Source organism: Binatus sp. (SeqCode) (genome assembly GCF_035272065.1).
Lineage (GTDB): Bacteria > Desulfobacterota > Binatia > Binatales > Binataceae > Binatus.
On the sequence record NZ_DATEQZ010000023.1, the window covers coordinates 20770 to 39963 of the forward strand.

15 protein-coding genes and 1 pseudogene are annotated in these 19194 nt (G+C 60.6%); 10 read left to right on the plus strand and 6 right to left on the minus strand.

The annotated features are described in order from the left end of the window. Positions 1-81 precede the first annotated feature (81 nt). The 4 genes from VJX68_RS02620 to VJX68_RS02635 all read left to right on the plus strand — a co-directional run bounded on the left by VJX68_RS02620 (position 82) and on the right by VJX68_RS02635 (position 4102). A complete protein-coding gene (locus tag VJX68_RS02620; RefSeq protein WP_324094089.1) occupies positions 82-1494 on the plus strand; it encodes an aldehyde dehydrogenase family protein in 1413 nt (470 codons plus the stop codon). Positions 1495-1564: 70 nt separating this feature from the next. Then, the gene (locus tag VJX68_RS02625) at positions 1565-2296 is read left to right on the plus strand and encodes a class II aldolase/adducin family protein (protein WP_324094090.1); all 732 of its coding nucleotides are present in this window, start codon (positions 1565-1567) and stop codon (positions 2294-2296) included. Then, the gene (locus VJX68_RS02630) at positions 2296-3243 is read left to right on the plus strand and encodes a carbohydrate kinase family protein (RefSeq protein ID WP_324094091.1); all 948 of its coding nucleotides are present in this window, start codon (positions 2296-2298) and stop codon (positions 3241-3243) included. Before VJX68_RS02625 ends, VJX68_RS02630 begins: the two co-directional genes overlap by 1 nt. Before the next feature lie 22 nt (positions 3244-3265). Then, the gene (locus VJX68_RS02635) at positions 3266-4102 is read left to right on the plus strand and encodes a dienelactone hydrolase family protein (protein ID WP_324094092.1); all 837 of its coding nucleotides are present in this window, start codon (positions 3266-3268) and stop codon (positions 4100-4102) included. Between the two features lie 31 nt (positions 4103-4133). Here the strand turns inward: VJX68_RS02635 and VJX68_RS02640 are convergent, their stop codons facing one another. Then, positions 4134-5849 (minus strand): L,D-transpeptidase family protein, encoded by a 1716-nt coding sequence (locus VJX68_RS02640; RefSeq protein ID WP_324094093.1) that lies wholly within the window; start codon positions 5847-5849, stop codon positions 4134-4136. A gap of 132 nt (positions 5850-5981) precedes the next feature. Between VJX68_RS02640 and VJX68_RS02645 the strand changes: the two genes are divergently transcribed. Together VJX68_RS02645 and VJX68_RS19060 are read left to right on the plus strand one after the other, a co-directional pair. Further along, positions 5982-6677: a gamma-glutamyl-gamma-aminobutyrate hydrolase family protein gene (locus tag VJX68_RS02645; protein WP_324094094.1), complete on the plus strand. Its 696-nt coding sequence runs from the start codon at positions 5982-5984 to the stop codon at positions 6675-6677. Between the two features lie 327 nt (positions 6678-7004). Then, positions 7005-7474, plus strand: a pseudogene (locus VJX68_RS19060) (transglutaminase-like domain-containing protein). Between the two features lie 61 nt (positions 7475-7535). On the opposite strand, the gene VJX68_RS02655 reads toward VJX68_RS19060, so the two are convergent. Then, a complete protein-coding gene (locus VJX68_RS02655) occupies positions 7536-8375 on the minus strand; it encodes a transglutaminase family protein (protein WP_324094096.1) in 840 nt (279 codons plus the stop codon). Between the two features lie 155 nt (positions 8376-8530). On the opposite strand from VJX68_RS02655, the gene VJX68_RS02660 reads away from it, so the two are divergent. The 3 genes from VJX68_RS02660 (at position 8531) to VJX68_RS02670 (ending at position 13287) form a co-directional block, all read left to right on the plus strand. Next, on the plus strand, positions 8531-11974 hold the full coding sequence (locus tag VJX68_RS02660) for a carboxyl transferase domain-containing protein (RefSeq protein WP_324094097.1): 3444 nt from the start codon (positions 8531-8533) through the stop codon (positions 11972-11974). A 6-nt stretch (positions 11975-11980) separates the two neighbouring features. Further along, positions 11981-12640 (plus strand): DUF502 domain-containing protein, encoded by a 660-nt coding sequence (locus VJX68_RS02665; RefSeq protein ID WP_324094098.1) that lies wholly within the window; start codon positions 11981-11983, stop codon positions 12638-12640. A 284-nt stretch (positions 12641-12924) separates the two neighbouring features. Then, the gene (locus tag VJX68_RS02670) at positions 12925-13287 is read left to right on the plus strand and encodes a hypothetical protein (protein ID WP_324094099.1); all 363 of its coding nucleotides are present in this window, start codon (positions 12925-12927) and stop codon (positions 13285-13287) included. A gap of 66 nt (positions 13288-13353) precedes the next feature. On the opposite strand, the gene ppk1 is transcribed toward VJX68_RS02670, so the two are convergent. After that, positions 13354-15684, minus strand: a complete 2331-nt coding sequence (gene ppk1 / locus VJX68_RS02675) for a polyphosphate kinase 1 (RefSeq protein WP_324094160.1) — start codon at positions 15682-15684, stop codon at positions 13354-13356. Between the two features lie 143 nt (positions 15685-15827). Here ppk1 and argE point away from each other — a divergent pair, with 143 nt between their 5' ends. Further along, positions 15828-17015 (plus strand): acetylornithine deacetylase, encoded by a 1188-nt coding sequence (gene argE / locus VJX68_RS02680; RefSeq protein ID WP_324094100.1) that lies wholly within the window; start codon positions 15828-15830, stop codon positions 17013-17015. Between the two features lie 369 nt (positions 17016-17384). Here argE and VJX68_RS02685 read toward each other — a convergent pair whose 3' ends face one another. The 3 genes from VJX68_RS02685 to VJX68_RS02695 are packed head-to-tail and all read right to left on the minus strand — an operon-like array spanning position 17385 to position 19182. After that, entirely contained in the window at positions 17385-18113 is a 729-nt protein-coding gene (locus VJX68_RS02685) for an energy transducer TonB (protein WP_324094101.1), read from the minus strand. Positions 18114-18115: 2 nt separating this feature from the next. Further along, positions 18116-18514: an ExbD/TolR family protein gene (locus VJX68_RS02690; RefSeq protein ID WP_324094102.1), complete on the minus strand. Its 399-nt coding sequence runs from the start codon at positions 18512-18514 to the stop codon at positions 18116-18118. Further along, positions 18511-19182: a MotA/TolQ/ExbB proton channel family protein gene (locus tag VJX68_RS02695; RefSeq protein WP_324094103.1), complete on the minus strand. Its 672-nt coding sequence runs from the start codon at positions 19180-19182 to the stop codon at positions 18511-18513. The genes VJX68_RS02690 and VJX68_RS02695 overlap by 4 nt, the downstream gene beginning before the upstream one ends. Positions 19183-19194 lie beyond the last annotated feature (12 nt).

Consider the following 19194-nt stretch of genomic DNA (forward strand, 5'->3'; position numbering starts at 1 on the left):
GGCTGTTTGCGCGCGATACGACCGGCGTTGTAATGAATCAAATACATTTGCCCCACGGATTCTGCTTATAAGGAGACTCACATGGCTGCTGGATACACCATGACTATCGACGGCAAGTCGGTGAAAGGATCGAAATCCACTGGCGTGATCAATCCCGCCACTGGAAAGATCTTCGCCGAGGTTCCCGATTGCTCGAAGGCTGAACTCGACCAGGCGATGAACGCCGCGCAAAAGGCGTTTCCCGCCTGGAGCAAGGACATCAACGCGCGCCGCAAGGTCCTCCAGGAATGCGCCGCCGCGCTGCAGCAGCCACCCGAGGGCCTGGCGCGGACGCTCACGCTCGAGCAGGGCAAGCCGCTCGACAAGGCGGGTCAGGAAATCATGGGCACCTCGATGTGGTGCGCATACACGGCGCTGCTCGATCTGCCGGCCGAAGTGCTGCAGGACACGCCGCAGGGCAAAATCGAAATCAAGCGCAAACCGCTCGGCGTCGTTGCCGCGATCACGCCGTGGAATTATCCGCTGATGCTCGGGATGTGGAAGATCGCGCCGGCCTTGCTTGCGGGCAACACGATCGTGCTGAAGCCCTCGCCGTACACGCCGATCACGACGTTGATGCTCGGCGAGATTTTGCGGGACATCGTTCCGCCCGGAGTCCTCAACGTGGTCTCGGGCGGTGACGAGCTCGGTTCATGGATGACGAGTCATCCGGTGCCGCGAAAGATTTCATTCACCGGCTCGGTCGAGACCGGCAAGAGAGTCGCCGCGGCAGCCGCGCCCGATTTGAAGCGGGTTACGCTCGAACTTGGCGGCAACGACGCCGCGATCATCCTGGCCGACGTGGATCCCGCGGCGGTCGCCCCGAAGATTTTCTGGGGAGCGTTCGAGAACTCGGGGCAGATTTGCAGCGCGATCAAGCGCGTGTATGTGCCGGAGCAGATGTACAACGCGCTGCTCGACAACCTCGGCGAGATTGCCAAAGGCGTCAAGGTGGGCGACGGGCTCGAGGCCGGTACCCAGCTCGGCCCGATCAACAACAAGATGCAGTTCGAGCGTGTGACCGAGCTGGTCGAGGACGCCAAGAAGCACGGCGCAAAGATTGTCACCGGCGGCTCGCGCGTGGGCAAAGAGGGTTACTTTTTCGCACCGACCATCGTCGGAAATATTTCCGACGGCGTGCGGCTCGTCGATGAAGAACAGTTCGGCCCGGCACTCCCGATCATTCCCTATAAGGATGTCGACGATGCCGTCCGCCGCGCGAACGCGACCCACTTCGGCCTCAGCGGTTCGGTATGGTCCAACGATTCGGCCCGCGGCACCGAAGTCGCGTCGCAACTCGAGTGCGGTTCGGCGTGGGTCAATCAGCATCTTGCGATCGCACCGAATCTGCCGTTCGGCGGAGCGAAGTGGTCGGGGATTGGCGTGGAGAACGGCCCGTGGGGTCTGATGGGCTTCACGGAAATCCAGGTGGTTAACTCCGTCAAGCTTTCGTAATCTGTTTGAGTAAAGTCGCCCCCGCGATATCGTAAATTCGAGCGATACCGCGGGGGCGCGTTTTTTTGAAATGGGAAGCTACGACGACTACAAGCGGCGAGTCCTGGAAATCAGCCGGCGGCTGTCAGCTGACGGCTACTTCGGATCCAAGTCGGGCAGCGCGGGCAACGTCTCGATGCTGGTCGAGGGGGAGAACGCCGTCCTCATAACACCGACGCGCCTTCAGTACGACGTAATGACGGTCGAGGACATTTGCGTCGTGGACTTCGACCTCGCGCGAATCGAGGGTGAGCGAAAGCCGTCGATCGAAACTCCGATGCACGTCGCGACGTACAAGGTGCGCGCCGACGTAAGCGCTGTTATTCACACGCATCAGACCTACGCGAGCGCGCTCAGCGTGTTGAACGAGCCGATACCGCCGCTGTTCGACGAAGTCACGCTGGCAATAGGCAATATGATTGACGTTGTGCCGTATGCCCTGTCGGGTACGCGCGAATTGCACGACCACGTCGCACGCAAGCTCGCCAATCGATGTCACTGCTACATACTTCAGAACCACGGCACGCTTTGCATCGGTACCGATCTCGACAAGACGTTCACGTTCGTCGAGCTGCTGGAGAAGTCCGCGCACATCTATATGCAAGCGCTCGCGACCGGCAAGCCAGTGACAGTGCTTCCTGAAAAGACCGTCGCGCAGCTTCATGCCGCGGTGATCGCGCGACAGGATCGCGAAATCGCGCGCAAGGAGGAACGCCGCATCGCGCGGATGAAAACTAGTCGCGCGCCGGAGCCGAGTCACTGATGAGCGCCCCGGTGGTGACGCTCGGCGCACACGTCCTCGACATCCTCGGCCGCTATGTCACGCACATCCCGGAAGGCCAGGGCAGTGTGCTGCTCGACGAGATCAGGCTCGCACCGGCCGGGTCCGCGGCGGGCACCGCAGTCGACCTCGCGAAACTGGGACTCTCAGTCGCGACGGTCGGTGCCGTCGGCGACGATGCTCTTGGCGACGTGCTCATCCGCGCGCTGAACGGATACGGCGTCGATACCAGCCACGTCGTTCGCAAGACCGGGGTGCAAACCTCGGCGAGCATCCTGCCGATCAGGCCAAACGGCGACCGGCCCGCACTGCATGCGATAGGAGCCAACGCCGTCTATTCGATCGACGATGTACCTTGGCGTTTGATCGAGAGCGCTTCGCATCTGCATCTCGGCGGCAACGATTCGATGCGCGGACTCGGGCGCGATGGAGCTGCGCAGATATTGCGGCGTGCGCGCGACGGCGGCGCGACCACCAGCATGGACATCCTGAGCGAAGGCTCGCCGAAACTGCTCGCGATACTGAAACCGTGTCTGCCGTTCGTCGATTGGTTCATGCCCAACGCCGATCAAGCTTGCAAGTTGACGGAATCGAGCACACCGGAGCAGGCGGCCATTCAACTGCTTCTCTTCGGTGTCGGCGGAGTCGTGCTGACGATGGGCTGCGACGGCAGCCCGCTGACGACCGCGCGCGGGCGGGTGCATCTGGCGGCTCACGATGTTGAGGTCGCCGACACGTCGGGATGTGGCGACGCGTATTGCGCCGGCTTCATCCGCGCGCTGAGGCTGGGCTGGCCGCCGGCCGAATGCATGAAACTCGGCAATGCCGCTGCCGCATTGGTGGCGCAAGGCCTGGGCTCGGACGCCGGAATCCGAGATTTGGACGACACGCTCAGCTTCATGCGCGAAACTCCCTTGCGTTCGAGCTAAACGTCTTGCAGAAATTGGGAATATGAAAGATCAACTCTCGCGCCGCGCATTCGTGGTGGGAAGTCTGGCGGCCGGCTTCGCGCTGGCCGTGATGCCCGTGTCGGCCGACACGATCACGACCGACAGCAACGGACTGGTCGCGGGCGAGGTCAAGATTCCGGTCGAAGGAGGTGAGATTCCTGCATATCGCGCGATGCCGGCGAGCGGCGGACCCTTTCCGACCGTGCTTGTGGTGCACGAGATTTTTGGCGTCCACGAACATATCAAGGACATCTGTCGGCGGCTGGCCAAGCTTGGCTACTTCGCGGCGGCGCCACTGCTCTATTCGCGTGAGGGCGATGTCGCGAGCATGAATGACGTTCAGCAGATCATCGGCAAGGTCGTCGCCAAAGTGCCCGACGAGCAGGTTGCCTCCGATCTCGACGCGACCGCGGCGTGGGCGAAAGGCACCGCTAAGGCTGACACCACGAAACTCGGTATCACCGGCTTTTGCTGGGGCGGCCGGCAGGTCTGGCTATACGCCGCGCACAACCCGTCGCTCAAAGCGGGAGTGGCGTGGTACGGGCCGCTGCAGTCTCCGCCGTCGGATCTCAGGCCGAAGAATCCGATCGATTTGGTGAATCAGATCAACGCGCCGATTCTAGGTCTCTACGGTGGCAAGGATATGGGAATCCCGGTTGCGCAGATCGAGCAGATGCGCACCGCGCTCAAGGCTGCGGGCAAGCCGTCTGAAATCGTGATCTACCCCGACGCCGGACACGGCTTCAACGCCGACTATCGTCCCAGCTACAATCCGCAAGCCGCCAAAGATGGATGGAACCGGATGCGGGCATGGTTCAGGGAACACGGCGTCGCCTGAAATATATAAGAGTGACTATTCGCGCAGCTAGTCAATTCGGATATGGAGGGCCTTTCGCGAGTACACTTTCCAGCGACTTATCATGACCGTAAATGTCATCGAAGAATCTCACTTCGCCGTCAGGTTCGACCACTGCAGTACTATAGAGAATTAGCACTGGAATAGGTTTGTCGAGATTCACCTGCACTGTAGTATCGCCATTCATCGCCGCCCGAATTTTGTCCATCGTCCACTCAGGTTTGTCGCGCAGCACCCACGCTGCCAGATCAGCAGGTTTCTCGACCCGAATGCATCCGTGACTGAAGTCGCGACGGGCCCGTGAGAACAGTTCCTGTTCCGGCGTGCCGTGCAGATACACGTTGTATTGATTGGGGAATAAGAACTTGACGAGGCCGAGCGAGTTCTTGGGGCCGGGTACCTGACGGACACTCAGCGCGCCCGAGCGAAGTTCGCCGATGACGTCATCCGATGCCGGAGATGAAGGCACGACATCGCCATCGCCGGTTACTACTTCGAATCCATGGTCTGCCAGGTAGTAAGGATCGCGACGCGCCTTCGGGATCAGTTCGTTGCGCAGGATCGATGTAGGAACGAGCCAGTAGGGGCGGAAGATTACATACTTCATCTGGTTCGCGAACACCGGCGTCTGCGTACGCATCGCGCGGCCGACGATTACTTTCATCGTCAAGAAGCTGGCCGGTTGACGACGCATCGTGCGCAATCGAAACTCCGGGATGTTGACGATGATTGGCGGCTCGGGGAAGTCCGGCGGTATCCAGCGATATCGTTCCAGCGTAAGGTCAAGCTGCTGCACGCGGGTTTTGAGCGGCACGTTCAGTTGGGTGACAGTGCCCTTGCCCAGAATGCCGTCGGTATCGAGGCCGTGTCGGCGCTGGAAATGTTTGACGGCGTCGACGACGTCGCCATTGTACAATGTCGAGTTGTCAGGAACCTCAGCGCTGGCCGGCAGATCGCCGAGCTGACGCAATCGCGCGACCAACTGAGACATCGTGGCAAAGGAATTTCCGGGGCGCACGCCCTTTTGCGGTACTGGTATCAGCGGAGCGTCGGGCGTGCTCGCCATCTTGGAGAAGGTGAGGAGCGCGTCTTCAGCTCGCCGGTAACCATCATAAGGCGGTTCGACTTTCGCGATGACTGCTGGAAGGTCCGACGCCGGAAGCACTTGCGTTCTCAGCTCTTCGGCCAGGTCGAGTCGTTTCGGACCCATCGTCAGGCCAAACTTGAAGTGCTGCGGGTTCACCCTGCCGACATGAAGGTCGGAAATGTAGCGCATCGCGGATACGGTCAGCGCGAGATCGATATGTGCAAGGTCGGTGTCGGACGCCTTGGGCGCCATCGGTTGGAGCTTGGCCAGCCGCGCGTCCCATCGCGAGGCGTCGTAGTCCTCGGGGTTAAGGCCTTTCGAAGCAGCCTGCTGAAAAAGCAGGATCATCGAGACGGCTTGAGGACTGGCTTTGCCGTTCTGGATCCACGCCAGCGAGTTGCCACCGGCGTCGTAGAATTGTTTTACGTCGTCCCGATACTCGGTGAAATTGGGCCAGCGCAAGTCGGCCAGCGTTCCGGTTGCTATTAGAGTGCCTAGGTCACCGGGGCCTTTGGGCGCAGCGCTCGCGGCGGGCGCCACGTTCGTAGAGGGAGTCGGCGCGGGAGAATCGGCGGCGATAGCCGCGGCGCCGCAGCACAGGGTTGCGATCACTGCCGCCAACGCGGATTTGTGAAACTTCATACTCGCCTACGCCTCGAGAACACACAGTACATAGGTTGCGCGCGGATTGGTCGCAAGAGCGGCGCCGCGGTGAATTTGCGACAGCGCCGAGCCATCCGGTCTCAAGAGAGAGCTTTTTCCGGGCAGGTAGAAATGCCGAGTATCACGACGTGGATTCGTCAATGCGACGAACATTGGTTTGCGCTTATGTTCAGCGGTTATCCGCAGCTGACGGTGCATAATGCTCGAAAGCATCCGGTCGATCTAGAGCAGATGGATGCGTTGCTGTTGACGGGAGGCGGCGACATTTCGCCGAGGTTTCTGCGCCAGCCGATCGCGCAGCCGTCGTTGATTGTCGATACCGACTGCGCACGCGATGAGTGGGAGTTCAAGGCGGCAGGCGAGTTGCTCTCTTCAGGAAAGCCTATCCTTGCTATCTGCCGGGGTTTGCAGGTGCTGAATGTCGCGCTGGTCGGGACTCTACATATTGATATTCCTGGTCATGACAGTGCGGAGAGGGAAAACATACAACCGCTGAGGCATTGCTCGAGCGCGATTCACCGGTTCGCGGCGGTGAACAGCTCGCATCACCGGGCACTCGAGAAGTTAGCCGACGGAATCGAGGTCGAGGCTTGGTCCGCGAGCGACGGAATAGTGGAACAGGCGCGGCTGCGTTCGCATCCTTATGCCATCGGGGCAATATCATCCCGAGCGGGATCCGCTTTATCTTCCGTTGTTCGCCGATTTCTTCGATCGAGTTCGCAACGACGGATAAGATGCTTACGGTTCGCGTTGGTTGCAGTATCCATTTTGAATGCGAATCGTCGGCCACAGTCATACTGTTGGTAAATCCGCAATTCGATCCCGAGCGTCTGATACGGCAGGAAAAAACTCGACTTCGGACGCGCTGCGAAGTCGGAATCGTTCACGGACGCGGACGGCAACGTCGCGTACCGGGTGATCCTGGAAGCTGGGTTGAACGAGATTCAGCACGACGCGCTGGCGGAGGTGTCGACCGCGTCGGACAAGTCCGAGCAATTCGGAAACGCGCCGTCGGTGGCCACGCTTGAGCCGGCATTTCTGCGCTATCTCTTACCCAGCAGATATTGCGATTCGGACAAGCTGTTTGCGTTCGCGAGGGAGAAATTCGGACATATATGTGATGCGGGCGCCCAGGTGCAGGATATCTCGGACTGGGTTCATAACAACATCGAGTATCGCTTTGCTTCGGGAAGATCGGACATCTCAGCCGCGCAGATTATCGAGCGAGGTTACGGTGTGTGCCGCGATTTTGCTCATTGTACGATTGCGCTGTGCACATACCGGCGCGCTACGTCACCGGTCATCTGCCCGATATAGGACACGTGGATCCCGGGTCGGCGATGGACTTTCACGCTTATAGCGAGGTGTACCTGGGTGGCCAATGGCATGTCTTTGATGCGCGCTACAACGAACCCAGGATAGGCCGAATAAAGATTGCGCATGGTCTCGACGCGGTCGAGTGTGCCGTTGCTAGTCTGTACGGACCCGCGCGACTTACCAAGTTCGAGGTATGGGCCTATCAGGTCGATCCTAATCAGGTATCAGTGGGCGATCCGATCGACCTATCGAAGCGCCTGGACGGTTCTGAAGAGATTAAGTCCTAAAGGGAAGTCCTATCCATTGAGGCCGTCAGAGCTATCCTGGCTGGCGAGACTTACTTCCAACTCATAGGCCATGCGGCGGCTGCCACCGGAGCTGCTGTAGACGCCGGATACGGGGGGGTAAGTCGTTGTAGTCTCTGCCGACTGCGAGCCTTATATGGCGAATCATGGTGCGGGTGCGATGAGTTGGATCGAATCCGGTCCATCCGGTGCCGGGCAGGAGTGCCTCGATCCATGCGTGACTCGCCAGTTGAGTAGGCACGGAGCTGGCGGCATGGCGAGGGTCGGGGGCGAGATAGCCGGAAACGTAGCGGGCAGGAATTCCGGCCAGGCGGAGCAGACCTATGCTCAGGTTCGCGAAATCCTGGCATACTCCGCCACCCGTGGTGAGTATATCGTCAACGGTGGAATGTACGTGGGTGGTGCCGCCATCGTAGCCGAACTGATTGCGCAGATACGGAATCATGCGTTCGGTGTACGCGGTGATGTCTTCGGATAGCTGGGGCCGCACCGACCAGAAGAACCTTCGCAACCGATCGCTGAAAGGTACGTAACGGCTCGGATTCAGAAAATCAGCGTATTCCTTCATCCTGGCCGAATCGTCAGCCAGATAATCGTGAAACGTGATCCGAGCCGACGGTTGAGCCGGCAGCGCGAACCGATCTACTACCGAAGACGAACTGATTACCAGCTCGGTGTGGGGCGACTGAATATCGATCGAATGCGTGAGGTTGCCGAAAGAGTCTCGATACTCGGAGATCTCGGCCGCCGGCGTCACGTCGAGCCTGAATGCCACGCGCTTCTGATCCGGCGCGTCGATTGGCGTGAGCCGCACGTCGTTGTGCGAATGAGAAGCCGGCTGTTCGTAAACGTATCGAGTGACGTGTTTGACGCGGAATCGCATGCGATCGGTCAGCTAAAATATAGCTGGGCTTCGGCATCCGCTTCAACGAGGTTTCTGCGCGGGCGCGCGCGCCGCTTTCACGCAGTCGGCTCATCATGCTTTAGATAGAAGTTCAGGCACAGAATTCAGCGTGCTGAAAAAGAGACGAGAGAAATATGACTCCGAACAGTCTTCTGATCGCCAACCGCGGCGAGATCGCCATTCGAATCATGCGTGCGGCCGCCGAGATGGGCATCCGCACCGTGGCCGTTTTTCCGGACGACGATTCCAACTCGCTACATACGCGCAAGGCCGACGACGCGCGCCGTCTAATTGGCGTGGGCGCGGCCGCGTATCTCGACGGCGAACAGATTATCGCGATCGCCAAAGATGCGGGCTGCGACGCGATCCACCCTGGTTACGGCTTTCTCAGCGAGAATGCCGGCTTTGCGCGGCGATGCGCCGCCGAGGGCATCACGTTCGTCGGACCGCGGGCCGAGATGCTCGAACTTTTCGGCGACAAGGTGCAGGCGCGAGCGCTGGCCGAGCGATGCGGCGTGCCGATCCTGCGCGGCACGTCGGGTTCGACGAGCCTCGATGAAGCGCGGCGATTTTTTTCGTCGTTGGGTGAGGGCGCTTCGATGATGATTAAGGCGGTTGCCGGCGGCGGTGGCCGTGGGATGCGCGCGGTCTCGCGCATCGAGGAAATCGAGGAAGCATACAAGCGCTGCCAGTCCGAGGCACGCGCGTCGTTCGGTAACGGCGATGTTTACATCGAGCAGTTGATGCCGCGCGCGCGTCATATAGAAGTGCAGATCATCGGCGACGGGTTGGGCAACGTCAGTCACCTGTGGGAGCGTGAATGCAGCATCCAGCGCCGCAATCAGAAGATCGTGGAAATCGCGCCAAGCCCGTGGCTCGAGCCGGCGATTCGCGATCGGCTCACAGCGGCCGCGGTGCGGATGGCGAAGGAAGTGCGCTACGACAATCTCGGCACGTTTGAATTTCTGGTCAACGGCGATGCGTCCGCGAGCGACGAGGCGGGTTTCGCGTTCATCGAGGCCAACCCGCGGCTCCAGGTCGAGCACACGGTCACGGAAGAAGTGACGGGCATCGATCTCGTCAAGCTGCAGATTCAACTCGCGTCGGGCAGCTCGCTCGCGGAGCTCGGAATGCAACAAGCGGACATTCCCGAACCGCGCGGTTTCGCGATGCAGGTGCGAATCAATATGGAATCGATGCGCGCCGATGGCAGCGCGAAGCCGGCGGGCGGGACGATCACCGCGTTTGAAGCGCCGTCGGGACCGCGCGTGCGGACCGATTCGTTTGCCTACGCGGGATATACGACGAGCCCGAACTTCGACTCGCTGCTCGCCAAGTTGATCGCGCATTCGCACTCGGCAGATTTCGCCGACGTGGTGACCAAGACGTATCACGCGCTGTGCGAATTCAGAATCGAGGGCGTGCCGACCAATATTGGATTCCTGCAGAGCCTGTTGCGGCATCCCGAGTTCATCGCGAATCGCGTCTACACGCGCTTCGTCGAGGACAATATCGCGGCGCTGGTTGGCGGCGCGGAGTCCACGCACCGTCGGTTGTTCTTCGATCCTCAAGCGGCGGCTCCCAGAGCGGGCGTCGTGCAAGCAGGAGGGCGTCGCGCAGGCGCAAGGATCGACGCGAGCGATCCGCTCGCCGTGCTCCACCACGGAAAATCGGGGAGCGGCGCGCCTTCGTCAAATGCGTCGTCCGGCACGGTCGTGACGCCACAAGTGCACGAAATCACTGCACCGGAAAACACGGTGGCGATCGAGGCCCCGATGCAGGGCACGATCGTTTCCGTCGACGTGGGCGAAGGCGACCGAGTGCATCGCGGGCAGCAACTGTTCGTTATGGAAGCGATGAAAATGGAGCACGTCATCGCGACGGACAAGAGCGGAATCGTGCGGCGGATCACGGTTGCCAAAGGCGACGCAATCTTCGAAGGGCATCCGCTGGCTTTTATCGAGGAGGCCGACGTCGAAACGACGCATAGCGCGGAGGCCGCGGACGTGGATCTGGATCGCGTGCGTCCCGATCTGGCGGAAGTGGTCGAGCGTCATGCGCTTGGCCTCGACGCTGCGCGGCCCGACGCGGTCGCGCGCCGGCGCAAAACGAGGCAGCGCACGACTCGCGAGAATATCGACGACCTCTGCGACGCGGGCACGTTCGTCGAGTACGGTCCGCTGGTGATTGCGGCGCAGCGGAGGCGGCGCACGATCGAGGACCTGATCAAAAACACGCCGGCAGACGGAATGGTCGCAGGGATCGGCCGCGTCAACGGCGACCTGTTTGAGGAATCCAAAGCGCAGTGCATCCTGATGTCGTACGACTACACCGTGCTCGCCGGCACGCAGGGGCAGCAGAACCATCGCAAGAAAGACAGGATGTTCGAAATCGCGGAAAAGTCGCGCCTGCCAGTGGTGTTCTTCACCGAGGGCGGCGGCGGACGCCCGGGGGATACCGATGGGTTGGGCGTCGCGGGACTCGACTGCATGGCGTTCAACTACTGGGGGAAATTGAGCGGTCTCGTGCCGTTGGTAGGCATCAACTCGGGCAGGTGCTTCGCCGGCAATGCAGCACTACTAGGATGCTGTGATGTAGTAATCGCGACTAAGGGATCGAACATCGGAATGGGTGGTCCCGCGATGATTGAAGGCGGCGGACTAGGTATATTCCGTCCCGAAGAAGTAGGACCGATGGACGTGCAAATAGCTAATGGAGTAGTAGACATTCCGGTCGCCGACGAAGGGGAAGCAGTACTAGTAGCCAAGAAGTACCTATCATACTTCCAAGGCGACGTTCGCGACTGGGTATGCGCCGATCAGCGCTTGTTGCGCACGATCATTCCCGAGAATCGACTTCGCATCTATGACGTGCGTGCGGTAATCGAGACGCTGGCCGATAGCGGGTCGGTGCTCGAAGTGCGCCGGCATTTCGGGCTGGGGATGGTCACCGCGCTGATCAGAATCGAGGGACATCCGGTAGGACTGATCGCCAGCAACCCGGTGCATCTGGCGGGCGCGATCGACAGTAACGGCGCCGACAAGGCCGCGCGCTTCATGCAGCTCTGCGACGCGTTCGACATTCCGATTCTGTTCCTGTGCGACACTCCCGGCATCATGGTCGGCCCGGAGGTCGAGAAGACGGCGCTGGTGCGGCACGCGTCGCGGATGTTCGTGACGGGTGCGAACATCAGTGTGCCGTTTTTCACGATCATATTGCGCAAGGGTTACGGATTGGGCGCGCAGGCGATGGCGGGCGGCAGCTTTAAGGCGCCGATTTTCACGGTCGCGTGGCCAACGGGAGAATTCGGCGGGATGGGACTGGAAGGGGCGGTGAAGCTCGGCTATCGCAGTGAGCTTGCCGCGGTCGAGGAGCCAGAGAAGCGCAAGGCGTTGTTCGACGAGATGGTGGAGCGGATGTATCGGCACGGGAAAGCGGTGAACACCGCGTCGCACTTCGAGATCGACGACGTGATCGATCCGCTCGACTCGCGCAAATGGATCGTCGGGGGCCTGCGATCAACGCCGCCGAAGGCGCCGCGCACCGGCAAGAAGCGGCCCAACGTCGATACCTGGTGACAAGCGATGCTGACTAAGATCCGTCGCAACGTCGTGGCGGGAATTCTGACGTTCATTCCGATCTGGATCACAATATGGGTTATCAGCTTCCTGGTTGAGGTTCTGGTCGCGCTAGGCAGTCCGTTTGTCAAGGCATACGTATCATGGCTGCGGATTCATTCGCCGACGCTGGCCGAAGGATTTTCCGCGCAGTGGTTTCAAGGCACGATCTCGGTCGCGATCGTGCTCGCCGCTCTGTATCTTCTTGGCGAGATCGCGACCGCCGTCGCGGGACGACGATTGCTCGCCGCGTTTGACTACCTGATGGCGCGAATTCCGGTCGTACAATCCATCTACGGCGCCGCGCGGCAACTGGTCACCAGCTTTCAGACCAAGCCCGGCAGTTCCCAGCGCGTCGTTTTAATCGAATTCCCTTCGCCGGAAATGAAAACCGTCGGCCTAGTGACCAGGATTTTCAACGACGCCGACACCGGCGAGGAAATCGCCGCCGTTTACGTCCCCACCACGCCCAATCCGACATCCGGCTACATGGAGCTGGTTCCGACCAGCCGCCTCATCATGCTCGATTGGACAATCAACGAAGCGATGACTTTTATCATGTCGGGCGGCGCCGCCGCACCGCCGAAACTGAACTACTCCAGGAGTGCTCGAGTCCCAGCGCCGTAAAGCCGCCACCGGGCGGCTGATTTCCGCTTGAGCAATTCGCGCCGTTAGGTTCCCGACGGCACACGCGCAATTTTTGATTTTCGAACGAGGCGCACTACACTGATAAGTGCAGACGCGGGCGAAGATCGGGCAAAACCAAATAGTATGTAAGTAATGCCTTCTCACTTCGAAATAGTTGATGAGGTATCGCAAATATATAGTGGGAAATACTCCGGTATGAGATTTGCTCCCACTGAAAGAGTATTGGTTTGCCGAAACTTAATAGCCAGCGAGAGGTAAAAAACATGAACCGTATATCGACTCTGTTGATCGCCGTTGCGCTTCCCGTTGCTTTCGCTGCGCCATCGATTGCGCAGGAAGGACAGACCCTGGGCACCGTCGTAAACGGAAATACGACGACCGTGTTCAAGGCCGCCGATAGTCGCGATATCGACACGCAAAAACTCAGGACCTGGAACGACTTCGCGAGCACTCATCCGAAGGTCGCGCGCCAACTCGCCTACAAGCCCGCGCTGATCAATGACGACGCCTACGCGAAGAAGCACCCCGAACTCGGTGCGTTCTTCTCGGCGCATCCGGATATTCGCGAGGCGATGGCGGCGAATCCCGGCAACTACGTGGCGATTCCGCCACGTCCCGGCGAATAGCCGCGCCCGCTGTGCAAAACTGATTGGACGAACGCGGGCCTGAGGCCTCGAGCCTCAGGCTCGCCGTCACTCGTCGTTTCTTTCTCGGACGGCGCGGCGGGCGAAGCCTTTGGAGCGGCGCTTCTTGACCTTGGTCGCTTCCGTCTGCCGAGTCTCCGCGAAATCGATCATTGCCTGCTGGCATGCCGAGGCGGCGTCAGCGGCTGCGGTCCTGACGTAAGTGCCGTCGGACATCATTTCCCACTGGCATCGATTCGGCCGCAACTGGATGTCGAGCACGGTGCGCAATTCCTTGCGCAGTTGAGGGTCCTCGACCGGCGCGACCACTTCGACGCGGCTTTCAAGATTGCGTTTCATGCAATCGGCGGAGCCGATGAGAAACTCGTCGGCGCCGCCGTTGCGGAAATAGTAGATGCGGCCGTGCTCGAGGAATCGGCCGATAATGCTCACCACGCGCACGGTTTCGGACAGCCCCTGGATTCCCGGGCGCAGCCTGCACGTGTCGCGGACAATCAGGTCGACCTTCACGCCCGCTTGCGAGGCGCGATAAAGAGCGCGCGTGATGTCCACGTCCTCGAGCGCGTTCATCTTGAACTGAATCAGTCCCGGCGATGCGGGCGAACTAACTTTGATTTCGCGCTCGATTCGCATTAGCAATGCGCGCTTCAATACGGTCGGCGCGGGCAGTATCTTGCGATAAGGACGATTTGGCATATAGCCGGTCGTCAGGTAATTGAACAACTCAGTCAGGTCTTCGCCGATAGTACCGTCGCAAGTCAGTAGCCCGTAGTCAGAATAAAATCGCGCCGTCACGGGATGATAGTTGCCGGTGCCGATGTGGGCGTAACGGCGCAGGCCGTTGTAGTCCTGCCGAATCACCAGAATCACCTTGCTGTGAGTTTTCAAACCTACGACACCGTAGGTCACATGAATTCCGAATTCTTCGAGCCGGGTCGCAAACTGGATGTTCGCGGCTTCGTCGAAGCGCGCCTTCAGTTCGACGACCACCGCCACCTGCTTGCCGTTGCGCGCCGCGTCACACAGGTAGCCGATGATTTTCGAATCCGGCGAGGTGCGATACAGAGTCATCTTGATCGCGCGGACCTTCGGGTCCTCCGCGGCTTCGCGCAAAAACCGCTCCACCGAGCTCGAGAACGAATCGTACGGATGCAGCAGCAGGAACGATCCCGCGTCGCGGATGACGTGGAAGATGCTGCGCCCGACGGTGAGGCGCGGATGATCCACCGGATGATGCGGCGGATCGTGCAGTGCGGGCGCGTCGATCGCCGCAAGCTCGGCCAGGTCGCACATCGAGAGCATCCCATCCACCTCGAACACGTCGGAGCGTTCGTCGAGTCCAAGCTCGGCCGCCAGCATTCCGCGATGCACCGGATTCATCCCGGTCAGCACTTCCAAACGGACGATCGGCGCGAAACGGCGATCGCGCAGCTCGGATTCGATCAGCGCCAGCAAGTCGTCGGCCTCGTCCTCGTCGCGCTCGGTGTTAGCGTTGCGCGTGACGCGGAAAAGCTCGTACGAGTCGATCAGCATCGAGGGAAAAAGCAAATCGAGATTGTTCGCGATTACGTCCTCGAGCCGCACAAAATCATTTTGTTTGCCGACTCGCAGAAAGCGCGGGATACCGAAACCGACGGGCACTTTCACCCGCGCCATCAGCGGGTCCGAGTCGTTCTGGTAACGCGCCGTGACCAGCAGGTTGAGCGACAGATTCGACACGAACGGGAACGGATGCGCCGGGTCCATCGCCTGCGGTGTCACCAGCGGGAAGATGTTCTTGTAATAATATTCGCGGACCGACTTGCACTCGTCATCCGAGAGGCTGGCGTAGAGCCGCACGCGAATGCCGTGGTTCTCGAGCTGGCGGAGAATCTGCGGACCAACCTCGCGCTGCCGCTGCTCGAGCTCGCGCACGACCAGATAACAATCCGCGATCTGTTGCTGTGGCGTGCGCCCGTCAACGGTCAGCTCGTGCATCCCGGCCACGACCTGCTGCTTCAAGCCGCCGATCCGTTTCATGAAAAACTCGTCGAGATTGGACGCGGTGATTGCCAGGAACTTGAGCTGCTCGAGCAGCGGATTTCGCTCGTCTTCAGCTTCATGCAGCACGCGCCGATTGAACGCGAGCCAGGTGAGTTCGCGATTGAGGAACAGGTCGGGTGAGGTAAGGTCCTTGTCGATTCGCGGCTGCGGCGTCTTCTCGACCGACAAGACCGGTCGCTCGACAATCGCGGCTATCGCCGGCGGATCGGCCACGGCTCCATTCTGAGGCGCTGGCGGATCCGCGACGGTCGTCGCGACAACTATCCCGTGATTATCCAGCTGGTTCGCCATAAGCTCATCGATTCCCATCCCGCCTCCCATCCTGCCCCCCAGCATTCTAGCCACCGACGCGGTCAATTGCCTATCCTGATCCTACGTCGGCAGATACGTGAGTATTTCCGGCATGTTATAAGATGTCGATTTGTTATCGATGTGTCGATTATGCGATTCTTCTGACTGTTTTTTGCCCCGGTGCCACCATGAATGATTATTTGTATGATGTCGCGAGGCGGCTCGTCGCGTTCGACACCGTCAGCGCAAAGAGCGATCGCGACGCGATGGAATACATCGCAGGGGAACTCGCGCCGCAGGGATTCAAAACCGCGCTTCAACCGGTCGAGCTGTTCGGCGTCTCGCAGGCCAACCTGGTCGCGTGGGTTGGACCGCCGCGCGCCGACGGCCTGATAATTTCCGGACACGTGGACGTCGTCCCCTTCGACGGGCAGCCGGGATGGGAGCGCGATCCGCTCAAGCTCGAGGTCGTCGATGGGCGAATCTACGGCCGCGGCACCACCGACATGAAGGGCTTTATAGCGGAATGCCTGGACGCGGCGCGCACTCTCGATTCGGCGCGTCTGAAGCGACCGCTGGTGTTCGTGTTCACTGCGAGTGAGGAGGTGGGCTGCCAGGGCGCTCATCTGGTCGCACCGGCTCTCAAGCAGATCCTTGGCGAGACACCAGTCCCGGGGCTGGCGTGGATCGGCGAGCCGACCTCGTGGGGCGTATCGCATGCGCACAAGAGCATCGTGTCGTTCGGCGTAACCGTCCGCGGCATCGGCGGTCATAGCGGCGCACCGGCGCGAGGAGTCAACGCGATCGCTGTGATGGCCCGTGTCATCGAAACGATCGGACGCTATCAGCGGGAGCTCGCGGCGCGCCGCCCCGCCGAATATGCGGAGATTTTTCCCGACGCGCCGCACGACGTGCTTAATTTCGGAACTGTGCACGGCGGAATCGCGCTCAACATGATCGCCGAGGAATGCAAGCTGCGCATCAGCTATCGAACGCTGCCCGACGCCGACCCGCTCGACGTTTACCGTGAGATCGGGCACCGGCTCGAAGCGCTCGACGGCCACGACTATGCCGGCCGCGAGCATCGCGCGAAAATTGAAACCGCACTGATGAACGTCGTCCCGCCCCTCGACTCGCCGCGTGGGACGGCTCTGGAAGCCGCGCTCTTCGATGTGACCGGGGCGAAAACTTCCGGCGGCGCGCTCTATGCCACCGACGGCGGATGGTTCACCGGTTCGGGAATTACGTCGCTCATCTGCGGCCCTGGCGATCTCGAGCAGGCGCATCAGCCAAACGAGTTCGTGCGCCGCGACGCCTTCGAACGCGGCACGGCGATGATCACCAAAGTGGTCGAACGCCTTTGTTGCGCCGGTTGATTTTGCTCGGGTCGAACTACGCACCGCCGCTGCGGGCGAATACTCCTCGAAACGAGCAAGTTCGGTCGACTTTCCGGGAAAATTGCGACGAATTTCGCTCAAATTGTGATTAAGTGATTTTGCAGAAAATGCCATCTTCTACTACCGGTAGTAGTCTCGCGGTTGTGCATACGCTATCCGTAGTTTCGTTCCGTCAAAATTATTTTTTCGCGGAAGGCCGGCGTTCGACAGAGTCGTCTGCGGCGCGCTGAGACTATCGTCGGGTGATTTCGGGAGCCGGACCGGACGCGCTCGATGAGCGTTGTCCATGGTGGATGATTCTAGCGGGTCGGCGTCGCGAGCATAAGGTTGAAAAGTTCAGGCCCGGATTTACTGAACGGAAATCGGGATTCGGACTTCGAACGACGATGGGATCGCGACGCCGTTCTTCACCGCCGGAAAAAACTTCCACTGCTTCAGGGTGTCGAGCAGCACCTGGTTGAGGCGTGGATTAGACGTGGGCTTTTCCAGCGTCACCTCGCTGACGCCGTCGAACGACACGTTGAAACGCGCGACCGCCTCGGTCTCCATCACGTCCTCGCGCAAGTCGTCGGGTATCACCGGCGTCGGCGCGTAAATCGCGCGCGCGCCTACTGTATCGGTGCCGATTCCGCCCCCGCCTTCGCCCGTTTCCGAACTGCCGCTCTCGCTCTCCGAGGTGCTTCCTGCGCTTGCTCCGGGCTTCTCCTCGACGCCTGGTGCTGCGGTATTTTTCTCGATGCCGTAGGGAGAGCGAACCACAGGCGGTGGCGCGACTTTCTTCTCGTGAACGGCAGGATGAGGTTTGACGACCGGCTTGGCTTTAGGAATCGCCGGCACCGCCGGATGAGTCGCTCCGCCATTGCCCTGCAGCCCACCGATTTCCTTTGGTACCTCGACCAGCCGCGCCTCGATCGGCGGTATCTCCTCATGCGGCACCGTCGTGCGAGTCAGGATGAGCGAAAACACGCTCAGCAGAATCGCCCAGACCGCGATCGATAGCGGAATGATCCACAGCAGGCGCCGCGCCGGCTCGTCCAACTCCGGCGGCCGCATCGAGATTTGAGCTGCTCCAGCCACCGTCAGTGCTTCACGGCAATCAGAAATTTCTCGACGCCCGCGCGCCGCGCCTCGATCATCGCTTCAACCACCGTTCCCTCGGGTGCGTCGGTGTCAGCGTTCACCACGACCCCGAGGTCGTTCGTCTTGAGCATCGGCTTGAGGATGAACGCCAGCTGATCGAGCGTGGTCGGTGTCTTGCCGATGAAAATTTTGCTGTCGTGCGTGACGGTTAGCGTGATCGGCTCCTGATGCTCCATCGATTCGGCGTTGCCCTTGGGCAGATTGACCGCGATCGAGTTGAGGGTCTGCATCGAGAGCGACGCGAGCATGAAGGTCACCAGCAGAAAGAACATCACGTCGATCATCGGGATGATCTCGATTCGGCCATGACGAAAGTTGCGCGCTCGCTGGATTTTCATCGCGCAATCGCCGCCGACCGCGGGCCGGGCACGGCTTCACCGCCCTCCTGGTCGAGCCGGATATGATCGACCAGCCGCGAGCCCAGCCGCTCCATCGTGTCGAGCGCCTGGGATTGCATCCGCGAGAACAGGTTGAAGGCGAACAGCGCGAGCACCGCGATCAGCAGGCCGAGCGCCGTGGCGATCAGCGCCTGCGCGACGCCCGCCGTCACCTGCGTCGGCGCGACCAGCGTTGACGCTCCGATGACGTTGAACGACTGCATCATGCCCGTGATAGTGCCGAGCAGTCCGAGCAGTGGTGCCGCGGTCACGACCGTCTCGAGCACCCACAGTCCACGCGCGAGCGTCTTTTCGATCCGCCCCGCCTCGTCGCCGGCTCGCGATTCCACCCACCACGCGGGCTGGTGGCGATTATCAGCGATCACTTGCAGGAAGCGCCCGTAGGCGTTGCGCGGTCCGAGCTCCTTCAACTGCTTCTCGAGCTCCGTCCACGAAAAGCCGAACGTCTCGACCAGGTCCGCGAGCGCCCCGGGCATCCGCAGGCATCGTGTATAGAGCACGGACCGGTCGATGATGATTGCGATTGCAAGCACGCCGAGCACCAGCAGCGGATAGACCATCGCGCCGCCGAACTTTATTGCGTTCCACGCTACTGATAGTTCCTGCATTACTCGGTTCTC

What these genes read in the sequence shown, in the direction of transcription:
- VJX68_RS02635 (WP_324094092.1), top strand. Translation starts at nt 3,266, where the DNA reads ATGAAAGATCAACTCTCGCGCCGCGCATTCGTGGTGGGAAGTCTGGCG.
- VJX68_RS02620 (WP_324094089.1), top strand. Translation starts at nt 82, where the DNA reads ATGGCTGCTGGATACACCATGACTATCGACGGCAAGTCGGTGAAAGGA.
- argE (WP_324094100.1), top strand. Translation starts at nt 15,828, where the DNA reads ATGAATGATTATTTGTATGATGTCGCGAGGCGGCTCGTCGCGTTCGAC.
- VJX68_RS02665 (WP_324094098.1), top strand. Translation starts at nt 11,981, where the DNA reads ATGCTGACTAAGATCCGTCGCAACGTCGTGGCGGGAATTCTGACGTTC.
- VJX68_RS02690 (WP_324094102.1), bottom strand. Translation starts at nt 18,514, where the DNA reads ATGAAAATCCAGCGAGCGCGCAACTTTCGTCATGGCCGAATCGAGATC.
- VJX68_RS02630 (WP_324094091.1), top strand. Translation starts at nt 2,296, where the DNA reads ATGAGCGCCCCGGTGGTGACGCTCGGCGCACACGTCCTCGACATCCTC.
- VJX68_RS02695 (WP_324094103.1), bottom strand. Translation starts at nt 19,182, where the DNA reads ATGCAGGAACTATCAGTAGCGTGGAACGCAATAAAGTTCGGCGGCGCG.
- VJX68_RS02660 (WP_324094097.1), top strand. Translation starts at nt 8,531, where the DNA reads ATGACTCCGAACAGTCTTCTGATCGCCAACCGCGGCGAGATCGCCATT.
- VJX68_RS02645 (WP_324094094.1), top strand. Translation starts at nt 5,982, where the DNA reads ATGCCGAGTATCACGACGTGGATTCGTCAATGCGACGAACATTGGTTT.
- ppk1 (WP_324094160.1), bottom strand. Translation starts at nt 15,684, where the DNA reads ATGCTGGGGGGCAGGATGGGAGGCGGGATGGGAATCGATGAGCTTATG.
- VJX68_RS02670 (WP_324094099.1), top strand. Translation starts at nt 12,925, where the DNA reads ATGAACCGTATATCGACTCTGTTGATCGCCGTTGCGCTTCCCGTTGCT.
- VJX68_RS02640 (WP_324094093.1), bottom strand. Translation starts at nt 5,849, where the DNA reads ATGAAGTTTCACAAATCCGCGTTGGCGGCAGTGATCGCAACCCTGTGC.
- VJX68_RS02625 (WP_324094090.1), top strand. Translation starts at nt 1,565, where the DNA reads ATGGGAAGCTACGACGACTACAAGCGGCGAGTCCTGGAAATCAGCCGG.
- VJX68_RS02655 (WP_324094096.1), bottom strand. Translation starts at nt 8,375, where the DNA reads ATGCGATTCCGCGTCAAACACGTCACTCGATACGTTTACGAACAGCCG.